18 protein-coding genes and 1 pseudogene are annotated in these 17,324 nt (G+C 68.4%); 15 read left to right on the forward strand and 4 right to left on the reverse strand.

Annotated elements, in window-relative coordinates; translation table 11 throughout:
• Window positions 1–75: 75 nt before the first annotated feature.
• From secY to truA, 10 genes are all read left to right on the forward strand, one after another.
• Window positions 76–1,395, forward strand: a complete 1,320-nt coding sequence (gene secY, locus ACIHCQ_RS24965; RefSeq protein WP_399666293.1) for a preprotein translocase subunit SecY — start codon at window positions 76–78, stop codon at window positions 1,393–1,395.
• On the forward strand, window positions 1,395–2,078 hold the full coding sequence (locus tag ACIHCQ_RS24970; protein WP_399666295.1) for an adenylate kinase: 684 nt from the start codon (window positions 1,395–1,397) through the stop codon (window positions 2,076–2,078). Before secY ends, ACIHCQ_RS24970 begins: the two co-directional genes overlap by 1 nt.
• Window positions 2,079–2,245: 167 nt before the next feature.
• A complete protein-coding gene (gene map / locus ACIHCQ_RS24975) occupies window positions 2,246–3,088 on the forward strand; it encodes a type I methionyl aminopeptidase (protein ID WP_399666298.1) in 843 nt (280 codons plus the stop codon).
• A 152-nt stretch (window positions 3,089–3,240) separates the two neighbouring features.
• Entirely contained in the window at window positions 3,241–3,462 is a 222-nt protein-coding gene (infA, locus tag ACIHCQ_RS24980; protein WP_003956442.1) for a translation initiation factor IF-1, read from the forward strand.
• 58 nt (window positions 3,463–3,520) lie between these two features.
• Window positions 3,521–3,634: a 50S ribosomal protein L36 gene (gene rpmJ, locus ACIHCQ_RS24985; protein WP_003956441.1), complete on the forward strand. Its 114-nt coding sequence runs from the start codon at window positions 3,521–3,523 to the stop codon at window positions 3,632–3,634.
• A gap of 195 nt (window positions 3,635–3,829) precedes the next feature.
• The gene (gene rpsM / locus ACIHCQ_RS24990) at window positions 3,830–4,210 is read left to right on the forward strand and encodes a 30S ribosomal protein S13 (RefSeq protein ID WP_399666301.1); all 381 of its coding nucleotides are present in this window, start codon (window positions 3,830–3,832) and stop codon (window positions 4,208–4,210) included.
• Window positions 4,211–4,278: 68 nt separating this feature from the next.
• Window positions 4,279–4,683: a 30S ribosomal protein S11 gene (rpsK, locus tag ACIHCQ_RS24995; RefSeq protein ID WP_003956432.1), complete on the forward strand. Its 405-nt coding sequence runs from the start codon at window positions 4,279–4,281 to the stop codon at window positions 4,681–4,683.
• Window positions 4,684–4,808: 125 nt separating this feature from the next.
• Entirely contained in the window at window positions 4,809–5,831 is a 1,023-nt protein-coding gene (locus ACIHCQ_RS25000) for a DNA-directed RNA polymerase subunit alpha (RefSeq protein WP_078075533.1), read from the forward strand.
• Between the two features lie 98 nt (window positions 5,832–5,929).
• Window positions 5,930–6,451 (forward strand): 50S ribosomal protein L17, encoded by a 522-nt coding sequence (rplQ, locus tag ACIHCQ_RS25005; protein WP_399666303.1) that lies wholly within the window; start codon window positions 5,930–5,932, stop codon window positions 6,449–6,451.
• 88 nt (window positions 6,452–6,539) lie between these two features.
• Window positions 6,540–7,400: a tRNA pseudouridine(38-40) synthase TruA gene (gene truA, locus ACIHCQ_RS25010; RefSeq protein ID WP_399666306.1), complete on the forward strand. Its 861-nt coding sequence runs from the start codon at window positions 6,540–6,542 to the stop codon at window positions 7,398–7,400.
• Here truA and ACIHCQ_RS25015 read toward each other — a convergent pair.
• Entirely contained in the window at window positions 7,368–8,366 is a 999-nt protein-coding gene (locus tag ACIHCQ_RS25015) for a hypothetical protein (protein WP_399666309.1), read from the reverse strand. The genes truA and ACIHCQ_RS25015 overlap by 33 nt on opposite strands.
• A 56-nt stretch (window positions 8,367–8,422) precedes the next feature.
• Between ACIHCQ_RS25015 and ACIHCQ_RS25020 the strand changes: the two genes are divergently transcribed.
• From ACIHCQ_RS25020 to glmM, 5 genes are all read left to right on the forward strand, one after another.
• Window positions 8,423–10,045: an ABC-F family ATP-binding cassette domain-containing protein gene (locus ACIHCQ_RS25020; protein ID WP_399666312.1), complete on the forward strand. Its 1,623-nt coding sequence runs from the start codon at window positions 8,423–8,425 to the stop codon at window positions 10,043–10,045.
• Window positions 10,046–10,134: 89 nt separating this feature from the next.
• Window positions 10,135–11,757: a protein kinase gene (locus tag ACIHCQ_RS25025; RefSeq protein ID WP_399666314.1), complete on the forward strand. Its 1,623-nt coding sequence runs from the start codon at window positions 10,135–10,137 to the stop codon at window positions 11,755–11,757.
• Window positions 11,758–12,069: 312 nt separating this feature from the next.
• Window positions 12,070–12,513: a 50S ribosomal protein L13 gene (gene rplM / locus ACIHCQ_RS25030; protein ID WP_399666317.1), complete on the forward strand. Its 444-nt coding sequence runs from the start codon at window positions 12,070–12,072 to the stop codon at window positions 12,511–12,513.
• 42 nt (window positions 12,514–12,555) lie between these two features.
• Entirely contained in the window at window positions 12,556–13,074 is a 519-nt protein-coding gene (gene rpsI, locus ACIHCQ_RS25035) for a 30S ribosomal protein S9 (RefSeq protein WP_399666319.1), read from the forward strand.
• A gap of 182 nt (window positions 13,075–13,256) precedes the next feature.
• A complete protein-coding gene (gene glmM, locus ACIHCQ_RS25040) occupies window positions 13,257–14,615 on the forward strand; it encodes a phosphoglucosamine mutase (RefSeq protein ID WP_399666323.1) in 1,359 nt (452 codons plus the stop codon).
• Window positions 14,616–14,681: 66 nt separating this feature from the next.
• On the opposite strand, the gene ACIHCQ_RS25045 is transcribed toward glmM, so the two are convergent.
• The 3 genes and pseudogenes from ACIHCQ_RS25045 to ACIHCQ_RS25055 all read right to left on the reverse strand — a co-directional run.
• Window positions 14,682–15,632: a DUF389 domain-containing protein gene (locus tag ACIHCQ_RS25045; RefSeq protein WP_399666325.1), complete on the reverse strand. Its 951-nt coding sequence runs from the start codon at window positions 15,630–15,632 to the stop codon at window positions 14,682–14,684.
• 13 nt (window positions 15,633–15,645) lie between these two features.
• On the reverse strand, window positions 15,646–16,653 hold the full coding sequence (gene coaA / locus ACIHCQ_RS25050) for a type I pantothenate kinase (protein ID WP_399666328.1): 1,008 nt from the start codon (window positions 16,651–16,653) through the stop codon (window positions 15,646–15,648).
• A gap of 221 nt (window positions 16,654–16,874) precedes the next feature.
• Window positions 16,875–17,324 (reverse strand): annotated as a pseudogene (locus ACIHCQ_RS25055) (hypothetical protein); the annotation flags it as partial.

Consider the following 17,324-nt stretch of genomic DNA (forward strand, 5'->3'; position numbering starts at 1 on the left):
TCGTCATACGTCGTAGTCGTCGATCCTCAATACCGTCACCTCTGACGCAGTAGCGCGGGGGTCGCAGGAGGCACCGTGCTCACCGCGTTCGCCCGGGCGTTCAAGACGCCCGACCTGCGCAAGAAGCTGCTCTTCACACTCGCCATCATCGTGCTGTACCGGCTCGGGTCTCATGTCCCAGTGCCGGGCGTGAGTTACCAGAACGTACAGATCTGTGTGGACGCAGCCCAAAAGGGCAACAACAGCCTGTTCGGCCTGGTGAACATGTTCAGTGGCGGGGCGCTGCTGCAGATCACCATCTTCGCGCTGGGCATCATGCCGTATATCACGGCGAGCATTATTCTGCAGCTGCTGACCGTGGTCATTCCGCGGCTGGAGGCCCTCAAGAAGGAGGGTTCGGCCGGCACCGCGAAGATCACCCAGTACACGCGTTACCTCACGGTGGCTCTCGCCGTGCTGCAGGGCACCGGCCTGGTGGCCACCGCCCGCAGTGGCGCGCTCTTCGCGGACTGCCGAGTGCGCGATCAGATCGTTCCAGACCGTTCGATCTTCACCACGATCGTCATGGTCGTCACCATGACCGCGGGCACCGCGGCCGTCATGTGGCTCGGTGAGCTCATCACCGACCGCGGCATCGGCAACGGCATGTCGATCCTGATGTTCATCTCGATCGCCGCCGGCTTCCCGGGTGCCCTGTGGGCCATCAAGGAGAGCGGCAAGCTCGCCAAGGGCTGGATCGAGTTCGGCACGGTCATCCTGATCGGCTTTGTGATGGTCGCGCTGGTCGTGTTCGTCGAACAGGCGCAACGCCGAGTCCCGGTTCAGTACGCCAAGCGCATGATCGGGCGGAAGTCGTACGGCGGCACCTCCACGTACATCCCGCTCAAGGTGAACCAGGCCGGTGTCATCCCGGTCATCTTCGCCTCGTCGCTGCTGTACATCCCGGCGCTGGTGGCCCAGTTCTCCAGCGGCACCTCGGGCTGGAAGACCTGGATCGAGCAGCACTTCGTCACGGGCGACCACCCGTACTACATCGCCACGTACTTCCTCATGATCGTGTTTTTCGCCTTCTTCTATGTGGCGATCTCGTTCAACCCCGAGGAAGTCGCGGACAACATGAAGAAGTATGGTGGCTTCATCCCGGGTATCCGGGCTGGTAGGCCCACTGCCGAGTATCTGAGCTACGTGCTCAACCGGATCACTTGGCCGGGCTCGCTGTACCTGGGTCTGATTGCTCTCGTCCCGACGATGGCGTTGGCGAGCTTTGGCGGTGCCAACCAGAACTTCCCCTTCGGCGGGACGTCCATCCTGATCATCGTGGGTGTGGGTCTGGAGACCGTGAAGCAGATCGAGAGCCAGCTCCAGCAGCGCAATTACGAAGGGTTCCTCCGCTGATGCGAATCGTCCTCGTCGGGCCGCCCGGTGCCGGCAAGGGAACGCAGGCCGCGTACCTTGCCAGGAACCTGTCGATCCCGCACATCTCCACGGGCGACCTCTTCCGCGCCAACATCAGCCAGGGCACTGCCCTTGGTGTGCAGGCGAAGGCCTACATGGATGCGGGAGAGCTGGTCCCCGACGAGGTCACCATCGCCATGGCGAAGGACCGGATGGAACAGCCGGACGCCGAGCACGGCTTCCTGCTGGACGGCTTCCCGCGCAATGTCTCGCAGGCCGAGGCGCTGGACGCGATGCTGAAGTCCGAGGGCATGACGCTGGACGCGGTGCTCGACCTGGAGGTCCCCGAGGACGAGGTGGTCAAGCGGATCGCGGGCCGCCGCATCTGCCGCAACGACTCCAGCCACGTCTTCCACGTGACGTACTCCGCGCCGAAGACCGAGGGTGTCTGCGACACCTGCGGTGGCGAGCTGTACCAGCGCGACGACGACTCCGAGCTGACCGTGCGCAAGCGGCTGGAGGTCTACCACACGCAGACCGAGCCGATCATCGACTACTACCGGGCCCAGAACCTGGTGGTCACCATCTCCGCGCTGGGCCGGGTCACCGAGGTCACCCAGCGCGCGATGGAGGCGCTGAAGCAGCCCGGCGAGAGTGTTGTCGACGGGGACGACAAGGACTGAGCGGTACCCCGCAGTCCCTACGGACGGCCGCGACGCCCACTGGGCGCCGCGGCCGTCTCGCGTGCAGGGCCGGTTATCGTTGAAAAACAGCAACCAATAATTGAGCAGCCACAGCGGCGAGCAACCACCTCCGCGAGAGCGGCGGCGGCTTAGCCGCAAGGAGACGCATGGTGCAGATCAAGACGCCCGAGCAGATCGCGAAGATGCGCGAGGCGGGGTTGGTGGTCGCCGCCATCCACGCGGCGACACGCGCGGCCGCGGTGCCGGGTGCCTCCACCAAGGATCTCGACGAGGTCGCCCGTAAGGTGATCGCCGACCACGGCGCGAAGTCCAACTTCCTCGGCTACGGCGGGTTCCCCGCGACCATCTGCACCTCGGTCAACGAGGTCGTCGTGCACGGCATCCCGGATGAGAAGACCGTCCTCAAGGACGGCGACATCATCTCCATCGACGCCGGCGCGATCATCGACGGCTGGCACGGCGACGCCGCGTACACCGCCTTCGTCGGCACCGGCCACGCGCCGGAGCTGATCGAGCTCTCCCGGGTCACCGAGGAGTCGATGTGGGCGGGTATCGCCGCGATGAAGAACGGCAACCGGCTCATCGACATCTCCCGCGCCATAGAGACGTACATCCGCCGCCAGCCGCGCCCCGCGACCGGCAAGTACGGAATCGTCGAGGAGTACGGCGGCCACGGCATCGGCACCGAGATGCACATGGATCCGCATCTGCTGAACTACGTCTCCAAGAAGCGCGGCCGGGGCCCGAAGCTGGTGCCCGGCCTCTGCCTGGCGATCGAGCCGATGGTCTCGCTGGGCACCCCGTACACCGACGTGCTCGAAGACAACTGGACAGTCATCACCAAGGACGGCACCTGGTCCTCGCACTGGGAGCACTCGATAGCGCTCACCGAGGACGGACCGCTGGTGCTGACGGCCCCCGACTGCGGTAAGGCGAAGCTGGCAGAGCTGGGCATTACCGCCGCACCGGACCCGCTGGCCTCGGCCTAGGGATCCGCTTAAGGATCTCGGCGGGTGGGCAGGCTTGCCGGATTCGTCTTTCGGGGAGCCCTGTCGTAGACTGATGCGTCGGCTCTCGTGTACCCGTGTGTCTCTATACGGAGACCAGAGTCGATCAAGGTAGCCGATTCGAAGGGCGAAGCGTGGCCAAGAAGCAAGGTGCCATCGAAATTGAGGGCACCGTGATCGAGTCTCTCCCGAACGCGATGTTCAAGGTAGAGCTCCAGAACGGTCACAAGGTCCTCGCGCACATCTCCGGCAAAATGCGGATGCACTACATCCGCATCCTCCCGGACGACCGGGTTGTGGTGGAGCTGTCTCCGTACGACCTGACCCGTGGCCGGATCGTCTACCGATACAAGTAGATCTTGCCGCTGCCCCATTCGGTGGGGTGTCGGCACTGACCCGGAGAACCTCAATCACATGAAGGTCAAGCCGAGCGTCAAGAAGATCTGCGACAAGTGCAAGGTGATCCGGCGTCATGGCCGGGTCATGGTCATCTGCGACAACCTGCGCCACAAGCAGCGCCAGGGCTGACGCACGACCACCTGCACTCGCAGTTTTTCGCGCGACGCACGTAAACGTACATACGCAGAGCCCGTCCAAGCCCATGGCTGACGACACCTCCGGCGGGGGCCGGAGACCCGGGGCGTACCACTTCTCCCGCTCGGGAGAGGTCGGCGTCCGGGAGTGGTTCTGTGGAAGACCCCCGAAAACAACTGGAGCCATTGAATGGCACGCGTTTCAGGTGTTGACATCCCGCGTGACAAGCGTGTGGAAGTCGCCCTCACCTACGTCTTCGGCATTGGCCGCACCCGGTCCAGGGAGATCCTCTCCACCACCGGCGTGAACCCGAACAGCCGCGTTCGTGACCTGGCCGAAGAGGACCTGGTCAAGATCCGCGAGTACGTCGACGCCAACCTCCGCACCGAGGGTGACCTCCGGCGCGAGGTTCAGAGCGACATCCGCCGCAAGATCGAGATCGGCTGCTACCAGGGTATTCGGCACCGCCGTGGCCTGCCGGTCCACGGTCAGCGCACCAGCACGAACGCTCGTACCCGCAAGGGCCCGCGTCGCGCGATCGCCGGTAAGAAGAAGCCGGGCAAGAAGTAGTCCTCAGCAGGACGCTTATCAGCGGTCTTCGCTTGTAGGACCGACCACCTCCACGCAGGAGTAAAGACATGCCTCCTAAGGGCCGTCAGGGTGCAGCCAAGAAGGTGCGCCGCAAGGAAAAGAAGAACGTCGCTCATGGGCACGCCCACATCAAGAGCACGTTCAACAACACGATCGTCTCGATCACGGACCCCTCGGGCAACGTGATCTCCTGGGCCTCCGCCGGCCACGTCGGCTTCAAGGGCTCGCGCAAGTCCACCCCCTTCGCCGCGCAGATGGCCGCCGAGTCGGCCGCCCGCCGGGCGCAGGAGCACGGCATGCGCAAGGTTGACGTCTTCGTCAAGGGTCCCGGCTCCGGCCGTGAGACCGCGATCCGCTCCCTCCAGGCCACTGGCCTCGAGGTCGGCTCGATCCAGGACGTCACCCCCACCCCGCACAACGGCTGCCGCCCCCCGAAGCGTCGCCGCGTCTGATTTTGTCCCCGCTCCGCGGGGGTGAGGCCGGACTCCCGGGCGGTACGGCGCTTTGGCGTCGTATCGCCCGTACCCTTGTTCCTGTTGGCATCAAATAGCGGGTGCCAAGACTGGAGGATCAACCCATGCTTATCGCTCAGCGTCCGTCACTGACCGAAGAGGTCGTTGACGAGTACCGCTCACGGTTCGTCATCGAGCCGCTGGAGCCCGGTTTCGGCTACACCCTCGGCAACTCCCTGCGCCGTACGCTCCTGTCCTCGATTCCCGGCGCGGCTGTCACCAGCATCCGGGTGGACGGGGTCCTGCACGAGTTCACCACCGTGCCGGGCGTCAAGGAGGATGTCACCGATCTCATCCTCAACATCAAGCAGCTCGTCGTCTCCTCGGAGCACGACGAGCCGGTCGTGATGTACCTGCGCAAGCAGGGTCCCGGCCTGGTCACCGCCGCGGACATCGCCCCGCCGGCCGGTGTCGAGTGCCACAACCCGGACCTGGTCCTCGCCACGCTGAACGGCAAGGGCAAGCTGGAGATGGAGCTGACCGTCGAGCGCGGTCGCGGCTACGTCTCCGCCGTGCAGAACAAGCAGGTGGGTCAGGAGATCGGCCGGATCCCGGTCGACTCCATCTACTCGCCGGTGCTCAAGGTCACGTACAAGGTCGAGGCGACCCGTGTCGAGCAGCGCACCGACTTCGACAAGCTGATCGTCGACGTCGAGACCAAGCAGGCCATGCGTCCGCGTGACGCCATGGCGTCGGCCGGTAAGACCCTGGTCGAGCTGTTCGGTCTGGCGCGCGAGCTCAACATCGACGCCGAGGGCATCGACATGGGCCCGTCGCCGACGGACGCCGCGCTCGCCGCCGATCTCGCCCTGCCGATCGAGGAGCTCGAGCTCACCGTTCGGTCGTACAACTGCCTCAAGCGCGAGGGCATCCACTCCGTGGGTGAGCTCGTGGCGCGTTCCGAGGCGGACCTGCTCGACATCCGCAACTTCGGTGCGAAGTCGATCGACGAGGTCAAGGCGAAGCTGGCCGGCATGGGCCTGGCGCTCAAGGACAGCCCGCCCGGATTCGACCCGACCGCTGCCGCCGACGCCTTCGGCGCCGACGACGACGCGGACGCGGGCTTCGTGGAGACCGAGCAGTACTGAGCACCACCGCAGTACTGAGTACTTCCGGCAGGCAGTAGTCCGTCGGTAACTGACACCGGTACCTGATACGGCCGGTGCAGATCACAAGGAGAAACATCATGCCGCAGCCCGCCAAGGGTGCCCGTCTGGGCGGCAGCGCCGCGCACGAGAAGCTGCTTCTCGCGAACCTGTCGAAGCAGCTGTTCGAGCACGGCCGTATCACCACGACCGAGGCCAAGGCCCGCCGCCTGCGTCCGGTCGCCGAGCGCCTGATCACCAAGGCGAAGAAGGGCGACATCCACAACCGTCGCCTGGTGCTGCAGACGATCACGGACAAGGGCATCGTGCACACGCTCTTCACCGAGATCGCTCCGCGGTACGCCGACCGCCCGGGTGGCTACACCCGTATCACCAAGATCGGCAACCGTCGTGGCGACAACGCCCCGATGGCTGTGATCGAGCTGGTCGAGGGTGAGATCGCGAAGAAGGCGACCGTCGCCGAGGCCGAGGCCGCCGCCAAGCGCGCGGTCAAGGAAGACGCCCTCAAGAAGGACGAGGCCGTCAAGGACGAGGTTGTCGAGGACGCCAAGCCCGAGGCCGTCGAGGACGCCGCTCCGGCGGACAAGTCCAAGGACGCCTGAGCGTTCTGAGGCTGACGGACGGGCCCGTACTCCCTTCGGGGGGTGCGGGCCCGTTCCGCTTGGACAGGAAAGGATTGAGGATCAGCGCGTGAGCGACGAGGTGGAGCCCGGGTGGGTCCGGGTGCGGCTGGATCTGTCGTACGACGGCAAGGAATTCTCGGGCTGGGCCAAGCAGGCCGCCGGGCGGCGGACGGTCCAGGGCGAGATCGAGGACGCGCTGCGTACGGTGACGCGCTCCTCGCAGACGTACGAACTGACTGTCGCCGGGCGGACCGACGCGGGGGTGCACGCGCGCGGGCAGGTGGCGCATGTGGACCTGCCCCTGGCGGTGTGGGAGGACCACCGCGAGAAGCTGCTGAAGCGGCTGGCGGGGCGGCTCTCGCGCGATGTGCGGGTGTGGCGGGTGACCGAGGCGCCCGCGGGGTTCAACGCGCGCTTCTCGGCTGTCTGGCGGCGGTACGCGTACCGGCTGACCGACAACCCCGGGGGCGTCGACCCGCTGCTGCGCGGCCATGTGCTCTGGCACGACTGGCCGCTGGACGTGGCGGCCATGAACGCGGCGTCGGCCGGGCTGGTCGGGGAGCACGACTTCGCGGCGTACTGCAAGAAGCGCGAGGGCGCCACCACGATACGTACGCTGCAGCAGTTGGAGTGGGAGCGGGACGCGTCCGGGGTGATCACCGCGACCGTGCGTGCGGACGCCTTCTGCCACAACATGGTGCGCTCGCTGGTCGGCGCGCTGGTGTTCGTGGGCGACGGGCACCGGCCGGTGGAGTGGCCCGCGAAGGTGCTTGCCGCGGGCGTACGGGACTCGGCGGTCCATGTCGTACGCCCGCACGGCCTCACGCTGGAGGAAGTCGGCTACCCCGCGGACGATTTGCTGGCCGCCAGGAATCTGGCGGCCCGCAACAAGAGGTCACTGCCCGGCGGCGGCGGTGGCTGCTGCTGAGGCCTGCGCCTCGCCGCGGCGGACGATCTGGCGGAAGGTGAACTCCGCCAGGTCGTCACCGGCCGCGAAGGCCTTGGAGTCGGTCTTGGTGACCGACTTGACCTTGGTGTAGCCGGTGGCGGTGAAGTAGGCGTACCGCCCGTAGGAATTGGCGGTGAAGCGGCAGACCGGGCCGCCCTTGCAGAAGGTGGCGATCCCCGCGCCGGGCAGCGGGGCGACATTGCCGTCCGCCTGCCGTGCGGCCTTCTTCGCCTCCGCCTCGGTCCCGAAGACCGCGACGCCGACGGTGACGGCGATGCCGTCCTTGCTGTACGTGGCGCGGAAGACCTGGTCGCAGCCGTTGGTGTCGAGGATCCGGCCGAGAGCGCCCTGGGTGGCCGAGGGGCAGGTGCCGGTGCGGGCGGTGGCGCCCTTGGCGTAGACCCGGTCGCCCATCGTCATCTTCTTGCCCGGGAAGAGGGTCTCGGCGCTCAGCAGCGCCGTGTCCTTCTTCTCGCTGGAGATGAACTCCTTCGGATTCGGCGGCGGCAGGGGGGCCACCGAGGAGAACGACGGCTCGGGCTGTGTGGTGTCGCCGGGCAGGTTGGGGGCCGCGGGCAGCTGGCTGGCGTTCTTGTCCGACGCCTGGGCGGCGTTGTCGCTGTTGGACGAGACGATCGCGGTCGCCACGATGCCCGCTATGGCGGCGGTGGCGAGCGCCCCGCCACCGATCAGCAGCCAGCGCTTGCGGCGGGCGCGCGCCTCGGAGGCGTCGGCGAGCGCGGCCCAGTCCGGGCCCTCCGGCTGGGAGGAGGCGCGCAGGTCGAAGGGGTCCGGCGGGGCCGGGAGAGGGTTGTACGGGTCCTGGAGCCGCCCTCCGTAGGGGTCCTGGCGCTGTGCCGCGTACGGGTCTTGGTTCTGTCCCCCGTACGGGTCCTGGTTCTGTCCGCCGGACCCCCACTGGGGTCCCCCCTGCCCGAAGCTCATGGGCCGCATCTTAATCGTGTTGGGCGAGCCCGGCGCCGACGGGGACAATCGGGGCCATGGGACATCTTGAGGCGGGGCATCTGGAGTACTACCTCCCGGACGGACGGGTGCTTCTCGGCGACGTCTCGTTCCGGGTGGGGGAGGGCGCGGTCGTCGCCCTGGTCGGGGCGAACGGCGCGGGCAAGACCACGCTGCTGCGGCTGATCGCGGGGGAGTTGCAGCCGCACGGCGGGACGGTGAGCGTCAGCGGCGGACTGGGGGTGATGCCGCAGTTCGTCGGCTCCGTGCGGGACGAGCGGACCGTACGGGACCTGCTGGTATCGGTCGCGCAGCCGCGGATCAGGCAGGCGGCGGCAGCGGTGGACGCGGCCGAGCAGCTGATCCTGACGGTCGACGACGAGGCCGCGCAGATGGGGTACGCGCAGGCGCTGAGCGACTGGGCGGAGGCACGGGGGTACGAGTCGGAGACCCTCTGGGACATGTGCACGGTGGCGGCGCTGGGCATCCCGTACGACCAGGCGCAGTGGCGCGAGCTGAGGACGCTGAGCGGGGGCGAGCAGAAGCGGCTGGTCCTGGAGGCACTGCTGCGCGGCCCGGACGAGGTGCTGTTGCTGGACGAGCCGGACAACTATCTGGACGTCCCGGGGAAGCGGTGGCTGGAGGAGCGGCTGAAGGAGACGCGTAAGACGGTGCTGTTCGTCTCCCACGACCGGGAGCTGCTGGCGCGGGCCGCGGAGAAGATCGTGAGCGTGGAGCCGGGTCCCGCGGGGTCGGATGTGTGGGTGCACGGCGCCGGCTTCGGTTCGTACCACGAGGCGCGGCGGGAGCGGTTCGCGCGGTTCGAGGAGCTGAAGCGGCGCTGGGAGGAGGAGCACGCGCGGCTGAAGGCGCTGGTGTTCCGGCTGCGGCAGCAGGCGGCGATCAGCCCCGACATGGCGTCGCGCTACCGGGCGATGCAGACGCGCTTCAAGAAGTTCGAGGACGCGGGCCCGCCGCCGGAGCCGCCGCGCGAGCAGGACATCCGGATGCGGCTGCGGGGCGGGCGGACGGGGGTGCGGGCGGTGACGTGCACGGGGCTCGGACTGACCGGGCTGATGAAGCCGTTCTCGCTGGAGATCTACTACGGGGAGCGGGTGGCGGTGCTCGGCTCGAACGGGTCGGGGAAATCGCACTTCCTGCGGCTGCTGGCGGGGGACACGTCGGTGGCGCACACGGGGGAGTGGAAGCTGGGCGCGCGGGTGGTGCCGGGCCACTTCGCCCAGACGCACGCGCATCCGGAGCTGCTGGGCCGGATGCTCGTGGACATCCTGTGGACGGAGCACGCGAAGGACCGGGGCGGCGCGATGAGTGTGCTGCGCCGGTACGAGCTGGAGCGGCAGGGGGACCAGCCGTTCGAGAAGCTGTCGGGCGGCCAGCAGGCGCGTTTCCAGATCCTGCTGCTGGAGCTGGCGGGCACGACGGCGCTGCTGCTGGACGAGCCGACGGACAACCTGGACCTGGAGTCGGCGGAGGCGCTGCAGGAGGGCCTGGAGGCGTACGACGGGACGGTGCTGGCGGTGACGCACGACAGGTGGTTCGCGAAGTCGTTCGACCGGTACTTGGTGTTCGGCTCGGACGGGGTGGTACGGGAGACAGCGCAGCCGGTCTGGGACGAGCGGAGGGTGGAGCGGGCGCGGTAGCTCTGGCCGGTGGCGCTCCCTGGAGGAAAGGGAGCAATCGCCGCTACAGTGACGGCCGTTGTCGCGTGGCGTGAATCCTGGGGGCGGGCATGCAGGCCGACGGAGTGGCGGATGCGTTGCGGCCCGGTCGCGGCTTCGGGCCGTTCACGGTGCTGGCGGAGCTGGCCAGCGGGGGCATGGGACGGATCTATCTGGCCCGGTCGCCGGGCGGCCGTACGGTCGCGGTGAAGACCCTGCTCACCGACAGCGAGGACGACCGGCGGCGCTTCGCCCGTGAGGTGGTGCTGGCGCAGCGGGTACGGGGTGTCTACACCGCGAGTGTGGTCGACGCCGACGCGACCGCGGCAGTCCCGTGGATGGCGACCGAGTACATTCCGGCGCCGTCGCTGCGGGATCTGGTGGAGGGCTGCGGGACGCTCGGGGCGAGCGCCCTGTACTGGGTGGCCGCCGGTATGGCGGAGGCCCTGGTCTCCATCCACACGGCCGGCCTGGTGCACCGGGATGTGAAGCCCTCGAACGTCCTGCTACCGATCGAGGGACCGCGGGTGATCGACTTCGGCATCTCGCAGTCGGGGGACGTCACCCGTACGCAGGCGGCGCTGGGGACGGTCGCGTACGCGGCGCCCGAGCAGGCCCGCGGCGAGCCGACCACCGCCGCCTCGGACGTGTTTTCGCTGGGGGCCACCCTCTTCTGTCTCGCCGTCGGCCGGGCGCCCTACCGTGACGGTGGTGCGGGCCCCGCCTTGGAGCAGCTGGTGCGGGCCGCGAGGGGCGAACTGGACGTCTCCGGGCTGCCGCCCGAGCTGGACGCGCTGATCATGCCCTGTCTCGCCCTGGACCCGGCGGACCGTCCGACTCCGGCCGGGGTGCTGGCCCACTGCGGGGCCCGGCTGGGGAACCGGCCGGACGCGCGCGGCGGGGAGGACTGGCTCGATCCGGCCTGGATCGAGGCCATCGAACGGCACCGGGAGCGCCGGATCCGCGCGGTGGAGGAGGCACGGCGGCGCGTCGACCCCGAGGCGGTGACGGGAGCGGTCTCGGCGCCCCGGCCGACCGCACGCCTCGCGACGGCGGGATCGACGGCGCCCGCCGGCCTTCCGTACGGCAGGACGCGGCTGTGGTGGGCGGCAATCGGCGGGGCGGTGCTCGCCGCGACGCTCGCGGGCGTCCTGGTGGTGCGGCCGTGGGAGAGCGAGGGCACGCGGGCCGCAGGCGTTCCGGACGAGCCGGTGCGCCTCTTGGAGGTTGAGAGCGAATCTCAGGGGAAGTGCGGGACCGACTCCGGCACGCCGGCACCGGCAGACCCCCTGGCGACGGCGTCCCCGGCGTGGGACGGGCGATCTTTCACCTCGGAAAAATCGGGCGGCGAGAGCACCTGCGTCGTCGTCTCGACAGCCCCCGGGATGACCGTCAACAAATTCAAGGACGTCACCGCCTTCAATGACACATCGCCGGGGCGCGATGGCTGGTCCATCAGGGTCACCTTCGAGGACGCGGACCGGGAGAAATTCGCCGAGCTGACGGGGAAGATCGCGGATCGGTCTCTGTCGGCGGACGACCCAGGGGCCAGGCTGGCCGTCGTCATGGGCGACAAACGGCTGCTGGCCAGCTTTGTGATCATGGACCGGCTGACGGGTGGCAGCGCGGTCATCGCGGTTGACCTGGGCGCCAATACGGCCGAGTTCGTGGCGAAGGCGCTCGGCGCGCCATGATCCAAGCCCTCCGGGTCTCAGGACCCTGGCACCCCACGCCCCCACGACTCTGCCCCCGGTCGCGGAGCCGTTTTGACCCAGGCGGGGGACCGCGGGTATTCTGCTGGTTCGTTATGCGTATTGGCTTGCTCCATCTCACGTGAGGGGCCCTTACGCCGGCTCACCGGGCCGATGACCAGCGGCAGGCACTCGGGTTGCGTCCCCGTAGCGCCGCCAAGGCTGTCGTGATCGTCCGGGTGGCCTGTCAGGACCCTTCCCCTAAGCCCTGGGGCTTAGGGAGGCCCCATCACTGAAGAAGCGAAGGCTACGACCGTGCGTACGTACAGCCCCAAGCCCGGCGATGTCACGCGCCAGTGGCACATCATCGACGCGCAGGACATCGTCCTGGGCCGTCTGGCGACTACGGCAGCGAACCTCCTCCGGGGCAAGCACAAGCCGATCTACGCCCCCCACATGGACATGGGCGACTTCGTCATCATCATCAACGCCGAGAAGGTTCACCTCTCCGGCAACAAGAAGACCCAGAAGATGGCTTACCGCCACTCCGGTTACCCGGGTGGCCTCCGTTCCGTGCGCTATGACGAGCTTCTCGCCAAGAGCCCGGAGAAGGCTGTGGAGAAGGCCATCAGGGGCATGATCCCGAAGAACACCCTGGGCCGTCAGATGCTGTCGAAGCTCAAGGTCTACGCGGGTGACCAGCACCCGCACGCCGCCCAGCAGCCGGTCCCGTTTGAGATCACCCAGGTCGCGCAGTAGTTCCGGCCACCCCCTAAGACGAAAAGAAATCTGAGGAGCATCGTGGCCGAGACCACTGCAGAGACCCCCGTCGAGGAAGAAGAGACCTTCGACGCGGTAACGACCTTCGAGTCGGAGGTTCCCGTCGAGGGCGAGTACACCTCCGAGTCCCTCGCCGGCCGTTTCGGCGAGCCCCAGCCGGCCGCCGGCCTGGGCCGCCGTAAGGAAGCCATCGCCCGCGTCCGGATCGTTCCGGGCACCGGCAAGTGGAAGATCAACGGTCGCACCCTTGAGGAGTACTTCCCCAACAAGGTGCACCAGCAGGAAGTCAACGAGCCCTTCAAGGTGCTCGAGCTCGACAACCGCTACGACGTCATCGCCCGTATCTCGGGTGGCGGCGTGTCCGGTCAGGCCGGCGCCCTGCGCCTCGGCGTGGCCCGTTCGCTCAACGAGGCTGACGTGGACAACAACCGCGCCACGCTCAAGAAGGCCGGCTTCCTCAAGCGCGACGACCGTGCGGTCGAGCGCAAGAAGGCCGGTCTGAAGAAGGCCCGTAAGGCCCCGCAGTACAGCAAGCGCTAAATTTCACGCGCACGCTGGCCTGTACAGCTTTGGTCTGTACGGTTTTTCGTTCGCCCCGGCGGCACTCCTGTGCTGCCGGGGCGTTCGTTTATGGAAGTACGAAGTACACGGAGTACCTCGGGCGTATGACGGGACACCGCGCTCAGAGGCTTGCGGTTTCGGAGCATTTTCGGAGGACAGCTGTGGGACGACTCTTCGGCACGGACGGCGTGCGCGGTGTTGCCAACGCGGATCTGACAGCGGAGCTCGCGCTCGGCCTGTCGGTCGCCGCGGCGCATGTGCTCGCCGAAGTGGGAACCTTCGCGGGTCATCGGCCGACGGCGGTGGTCGGGCGTGATCCCCGTGCCTCGGGTGAGTTCCTGGAGGCCGCTGTCGTGGCGGGCCTCGCGAGCGCGGGCGTGAACGTCCTGCGCGTAGGGGTGCTGCCCACCCCCGCTGTCGCGCACCTCACCGGCGCGCTGAACGCCGACCTCGGCGTGATGCTCTCCGCGAGCCACAACGCCATGCCGGACAACGGCATCAAGTTCTTCGCGCGTGGCGGGCACAAACTGGCCGACGACCTCGAAGACCGTATCGAGACCGTGTACGACCAGCACCGGACCGGAGCGCCGTGGGAGCGGCCGACCGGCTCGGGCGTCGGGCGCGTGACCGACTACGACGAAGGCTTCGAGAAGTACATCGCCCACCTGATGCAGGTGCTGCCGAACCGGCTCGACGGCCTGAAGGTCGTCGTGGACGAGGCGCACGGCGCGGCCTCCCGCGTCTCGCCCGAGGCCTTCGCCCGGGCCGGGGCCGAGGTCATCGCCATCGGCGCCGACCCGGACGGGCTCAACATCAACGACGGCTGCGGCTCCACGCACCTGGGCCCGCTGAAGGCCGCCGTCATCGAGCACGGCGCGGACTTCGGCATCGCGCACGACGGCGACGCGGACCGCTGCCTGGCCGTGGACGCCGCGGGCGAGGAGATCGACGGGGACCAGATCCTCGCCGTACTGGCGCTCGCCATGCGCGAGGCCGGGACGCTGCGCGGGGACACTGTCGTCGCCACCGTCATGTCCAACCTCGGCTTCAAGCTGGCGATGGAGCGCGAGGGGCTGCAGCTGGTGCAGACCGCGGTCGGCGACCGGTACGTACTGGAGTCGATGAAGGCCGAGGGCTACGCGCTGGGCGGCGAGCAGTCCGGGCATGTCATCGTCCTCGACCACGCGACGACCGGTGACGGCACGCTCACCGGCCTGATGCTGGCGGCGCGCGTCGTCGCGACGGGCCGCTCGCTGGCCGATCTTGCCGCGGTCATGCAGCGGTTGCCGCAGGTGCTCATCAATGTGCCGGACGTGGACAAGTCGCGGGTGAAGACCTCCGCGGAGCTGGCGGGCGCGGTGGTGGAGGCGGAGCACGAGCTGGGTTCCACCGGTCGCGTACTGCTGCGCCCGTCGGGGACCGAGCCGCTGGTACGGGTCATGGTGGAGGCGGCGGACATCGAGCAGGCGCGAGCGGTGGCCGGGAGGCTGGCGGACGCGGTGAAGTCCGCCCTCGGCTAGGGCAAGAGGTTCGATGGAGACGCCGCTCGACGCCACCAGGGTCGGGCGGCGTCTCGCGTCCCGCGGCTATGAGGTGCGGGACTTCGACGCCGTACGGGTCCGCTGCTCGCTCCACAGGAACTTCTGCAGCAGCAGCGTCAGCGTCCCCGCCAGCACGATGCCCAGCAGGTTCAGCAGCAGCTGCTCCACCGAGCCCCACGCCTGGTTGTACTTCTGGTAGCTGAAGGCCACCGCCGCGTTCGCCGCTGCCGGGACCGTCGTGACCGAGATCGCCACGCCGACCAGCGCGCCAGACTTCGCCGACGTCAGCGAGAGCATCCCCGCCGAGCCCGCCAGCACCGCGACGACGAACGAGAACCAGTCCGGGCGGTAGATGAAGTTCGTGTTCGGGCGCTCCGCATCCAGCTTCGCCGCCTCGAAAAGGTCGACCCAGTCCATGAAGTAGCTGAAGACCACCGCTACGAGCATGGCCGCCGCGAAACCCGTGATCAGCGCCAGGAACGAACGCCACGCCAGCCGGGGCGCGCGCTGCACCAGCGCCGTACAGAAGCCGGCCAGCGGGCCGAACTCCGGGCCCACCGCCATCGCGCCCACGATCAGGATCGCGTTGTCGAGCACCACACCGCACGCCGCGATCATCGTCGCCAGCGCCAGGAAGGCGATGTACGTGACGGAGAGCGTCGACTCCTCGTGGGTCGCCTCCTCCAGCTGCTCCCACAGCACCGCGTCCGCGGCTTCGCCCGGGGCGTCCTCCTCCGCCTGGTCCGCGCGCTCGGACAGCGACAGGTCAATGTTGTTCACGGAGATCGAGCCGCACTTGTCGATGCCGAGCGACCGCAGCCCGGCTATCAGCTCGTCGCCCGCCTCCCGCGCCACATCACACAGCACCAGGTCACCCCGGGGGTCGCGGGCGGCGCCGGGGACGAGCGCGAGGTGCGTCGTGCCGACGGTCTTCTCTATGAGGTGCACGACCTCGGTGGTCCGGTCGGCGGGGATGAGCAGTCGCAGATGCAGCACGCCGAAGCGCTCCTCAGAGTTTGCGGAGGGACAGGCGCTGGACCTTGTGGTCGGGGCCCTTGCGCAGCACCAGCGTGGCACGGCCGCGCGTGGGGGCGACGTTCTCCAGAAGGTTGGGCCGGTTGATGGTGCGCCACATCGTACGGGCGTAGTCCAGCGCCTCCTCCTCGGATACTTGGGTGTACTTCCTGAAGTACGAGAAGGGGTTCTGGAAGGCGGTCTCGCGCAGCTTGCGGAAGCGGTTGAGGTACCAGCGCTCGATGTCCTCGGGGCGCGCGTCGACGTACACGCTGAAGTCGAAGTAGTCGGCGAGGCCGACGCGGGTGCGGCCGTCCTGGCCGGGCAGGGCGGGCTGGAGGACGTTGAGTCCCTCGACGATCAGGATGTCGGGGCGGCGGACGGTGAGGAGCTCGCCGGGCACGATGTCGTAGATCAGGTGCGAGTAGACGGGGGCGGTCACTTCGTCCTTGCCCGCCTTGATGTCGGCGACGAAACGGGTCAGCGCCCTGCGGTCGTACGACTCGGGGAAACCTTTCCGCGACATCAGGCCGCGCCGCTTGAGCTCCTCCATGGGGTAGAGGAAGCCGTCGGTGGTGACGAGCTCGACGCGGGGGTGCTCGGGCCAGCGGGCCAGCATCGCCTGGAGGACCCGGGCGACGGTGGACTTGCCGACCGCGACCGAGCCCGCGACGCCTATGACGAAGGGGGTGCCGCGCTGCTCGCCGTGGCCGTTGCCGGCGTCACCGAGGAAGGTGTTGAGCGCGCCGCGCAGACCGGCCGTGGCCTGGACGTACAGATTGAGCAGCCGGGAGAGCGGGAGGTACACGTCCCGCACCTCGTCCAGGTCGATGACATCGCCCAGACCGCGCAGCTGCTCGACCTCGTCGGCGGTGAGGGGGAGCGGGGTCCGGTCGCGCAGAGCGCTCCACTCGGCGCGGGTGAGGTCGACGTACGGGGTCGAGGCGGGCTCGGCCCGGCGGTGGGTGCTCGGGTGGGTGCTTCGTGGCGGCGAAGAGATCACAGACACATTGTCGGGGCTGCGGGGACGGCGTGGCGGGTGGGATCGGTCACGCGGGCGGGGCGCGCCGCAGCAGCGGCGCGCCCCGGGTCCGTACGAATCAGCCGAGGGTACGGAGGCCGGTCCAACCGCGCTCTGCGACGACCACTTCGGCCGCGGCGGCAAACTCCTCCGGTTCGAGCTAGGCCCCAGCCCGGAACTGGCCTGCGCCGCCTGAGCCGGGGCTACTCCTGGGTGAAGATCTCCTCGGCGGACGGGGCGGTGACGGCGCGCAGGAGCCAGCGGTGCAGGATCTCGAGGTCGACGCAGCCGGTGATGCGCTCACGGGCCTCTTCGGGGACATCGACGCCACGCTCCGCCAGGACGGACAGGACGTCCTCGGCGGCACGTTCGGCGCGTCCTTCGGCGCGTCCTTCGGCGCGGCCTTCGTCTCGGATCTCCTCCGAGATGGGCGACTTGTAGAAAGAAAGGTCCACGGCCACCAGTGTCCTCCATAGTGCTGCGGCGGGCAGCTTGCCCAGGCCCTGTGAGATGAGTTCGATGATGGGGTTGTGGACTGCTGCCGAAGTAATGAGCGGTAGTGACTTCTGGTGAGCGTGAGTGAGTGCTGGGTCGGGTTTGGGTCTGGCCGTACGGGCCGGTCTTCTTCTGTTGTGCGGCGTGCTCCGGGCCCC

The sequence above is a fragment of the Streptomyces sp. NPDC052236 genome (assembly GCF_044548015.1).
GTDB lineage: Bacteria > Actinomycetota > Actinomycetes > Streptomycetales > Streptomycetaceae > Streptomyces.